General features: G+C 35.2%; 3 protein-coding genes. All 3 read right to left on the bottom strand.

Annotated elements, in window-relative coordinates; genetic code table 11:
- Nucleotides 1-117 precede the first annotated feature (117 nt).
- A complete protein-coding gene (locus PG896_RS20830; RefSeq protein ID WP_270836182.1) occupies nucleotides 118-825 on the bottom strand; it encodes a hypothetical protein in 708 nt (235 codons plus the stop codon).
- A 61-nt stretch (nucleotides 826-886) separates the two neighbouring features.
- Nucleotides 887-1,195, bottom strand: coding sequence for a hypothetical protein (locus PG896_RS20825; RefSeq protein WP_270836181.1), 309 nt, complete (start codon nucleotides 1,193-1,195; stop codon nucleotides 887-889).
- Nucleotides 1,196-1,245: 50 nt separating this feature from the next.
- Complete coding sequence (locus tag PG896_RS20820; RefSeq protein ID WP_270836180.1) at nucleotides 1,246-1,713, bottom strand: hypothetical protein; 468 nt, start codon at nucleotides 1,711-1,713, stop codon at nucleotides 1,246-1,248.
- Between the last annotated feature and the right edge of the window lie 409 nt (nucleotides 1,714-2,122).

Raw genomic sequence — 2,122 nt, 5'->3', positions numbered from 1 at the left:
CAAAAGAGAGTAATAGATCAGAACGGCCGATCGCCGTCAAGCACTGAAAATAGCAAAATCAGGTGCGGAATGACGGTTCTATGTTTTCATGCTGTTGCATACGATATGATGCCACTGTTAATTGTTAGATGTCTTTTGAAATCCAATAGTCAATAAGTGAATGTCTTCTCCATTGCTGATTATTGACCTTGTATGTATAGTGCTACTACCATGCATTAAAATTACTTCCCCTACCTTTAATTGATATTTTTCAGATGGCATTCCTGGCGGGAATATAATAGTCGATGATGGTTCTACGCCATCATAAGGGGCATCGTGTTTTAACATGATTATCAGATTAATATAAAATACTTCTGTATCAACATGTGGTTTTATCCCCCCTCCCTGAAAATCGTAGTATAGATAGCTCGCTATACCAGTGGGCTTTATATTCCCAACATGTTCTGATATGAATTCTATTATATCTTTGTTCACTGATAGTTTGTCAGCTAATTCTCCCCCACAACTAAGAAAATGATCTACCCTGTCTAATTTCTTATTTTTTCTTTCTTGCGCTTCTCTTTGGAGCGCATCTAGTAAGTCATCTGTTAGCCATGTGGGGCGACCATAAAAAGAAATGCCATTCTGAGGTATATCGCTACTGTATGGTGTAAGTTCCCGTATTGCATGCGACAATGCATTAAAACTTGATATTTTTTCTTGGCTTAAATTAGATAGTTCATTTTTATCATTAAAATAGCCAACAATTCTATTGCAAAGTATTTCTTTGAGGGCTGCCTTCTCTATGGAGGAAAGTGTTGCCGAGAAACTCATAAGTTCATTCATATTGATATAATGCCATAGTATAAGCCCGGCGTACGCTGGGCTTTATTAATCTGGGTGTTTATTATAACTCTGAGTGTGCCTGCTGAGGCTTTAAATATACTCTTGATGCATATTTGTCAGAGTTTTCGATTTTTTCAATTGCTTCTTTTGCGATATCTTCTATATTCTGAAATATTGGGTCTTTGCTATTTTGAGCTTGCAGCTTTTCAAGTAGAGATTTCATTGCTTCTGGTTTCTTGGATTCAAACTGTTTCAATTCTTCAATTGTATTGTTTTTGGCATCTATAGTTGTTGCGCCTACGACGCCAGATGCGGTGGCAGCAATGACAATACTTGCTTGTTTCATAAATTTAATCTTCGAGTTACTCATTTTTCATTTCCTTATGTTAGTTATGGTACAACTCTACAAAACAGTGGAGGCTAGAAATATAATGGAGCGTTTTTTCTAAAGTTTTTAATTATTGTTTCCATGTCGATGTCATTACAATTAACCATGCATGTAGTATTTTTTTTATTTTGAAGGGAATCTGGTAGAGGTTCGAATCCTGATATCTTGTAGTAGTCAGGGTTAATATCGGAATAAAGAATAAATGCTCTTGTTTTAAATCGGTTGCAATACTCTTTTTTTACTGCGTCTAATAGTATTCTGGCAAAGCCATTTCGCCTTTTATCAGAAACTGTAGATAGAGACCCTATACCTATGGTTGAAATGTCAGAAATGGAAGGTAGTGAATAACATATAATAGAACTTAGAATACAATTGCGTTCTTCAAGAATATACCAGGTTCCTTTTTTATATTTTTCAGAATTATTACAGGAAAACAAATACTTGTTGAGTTCTAATCCATCTCCCCAAGCATCATAACCCATTGTATAGATACTGTTCATATCATTTAACGTAGCGGCTCTGATTACTAGTTCATTAAATCTAAGAAGTGGTAAACTTTCTGCGGGTGTTAAAAAAGACATAAACCACCTTTGATAAATGGGCATTGATAACTAGTTGTAAAAATGTAGCCTAGGGTGTTAACTTGTGTTCACAACATTATTACAATGACTCGTTTGGGTCAATTCTTTGTTTGATGTTTTTTTTAAAAAAATGAAAGTGCTACGTTGTCATGATTTTGTGTGATCTTGTATTATTTAGAGAGGATGGAGTGGTATTTTGTTCCGATGAAAGGCTTTATAGGGATATTGATTTCCACTTTTTCAGTCCGAATACATGTACAGAACCTTAAGCGGCAAGCGAATTAATAATACCGTCTAACGTGTTGTTTTGCTTGGATTTTCTCTGCCT

It is taken from the genome of Aeromonas sp. QDB30 (assembly GCF_027707645.1).
Classification (GTDB): domain Bacteria; phylum Pseudomonadota; class Gammaproteobacteria; order Enterobacterales; family Aeromonadaceae; genus Aeromonas; species Aeromonas caviae.
The sequence above is the reverse complement of the archived record's forward strand: the minus strand, read 5'-3'. Positions and strand labels throughout refer to the sequence as shown.

Coding starts and splice junctions, on each gene's coding strand:
- PG896_RS20830 (WP_270836182.1), bottom strand. CDS start 825: ATGAATGAACTTATGAGTTTCTCGGCAACACTTTCCTCCATAGAGAAG.
- PG896_RS20825 (WP_270836181.1), bottom strand. CDS start 1,195: ATGAGTAACTCGAAGATTAAATTTATGAAACAAGCAAGTATTGTCATT.
- PG896_RS20820 (WP_270836180.1), bottom strand. CDS start 1,713: ATGAACAGTATCTATACAATGGGTTATGATGCTTGGGGAGATGGATTA.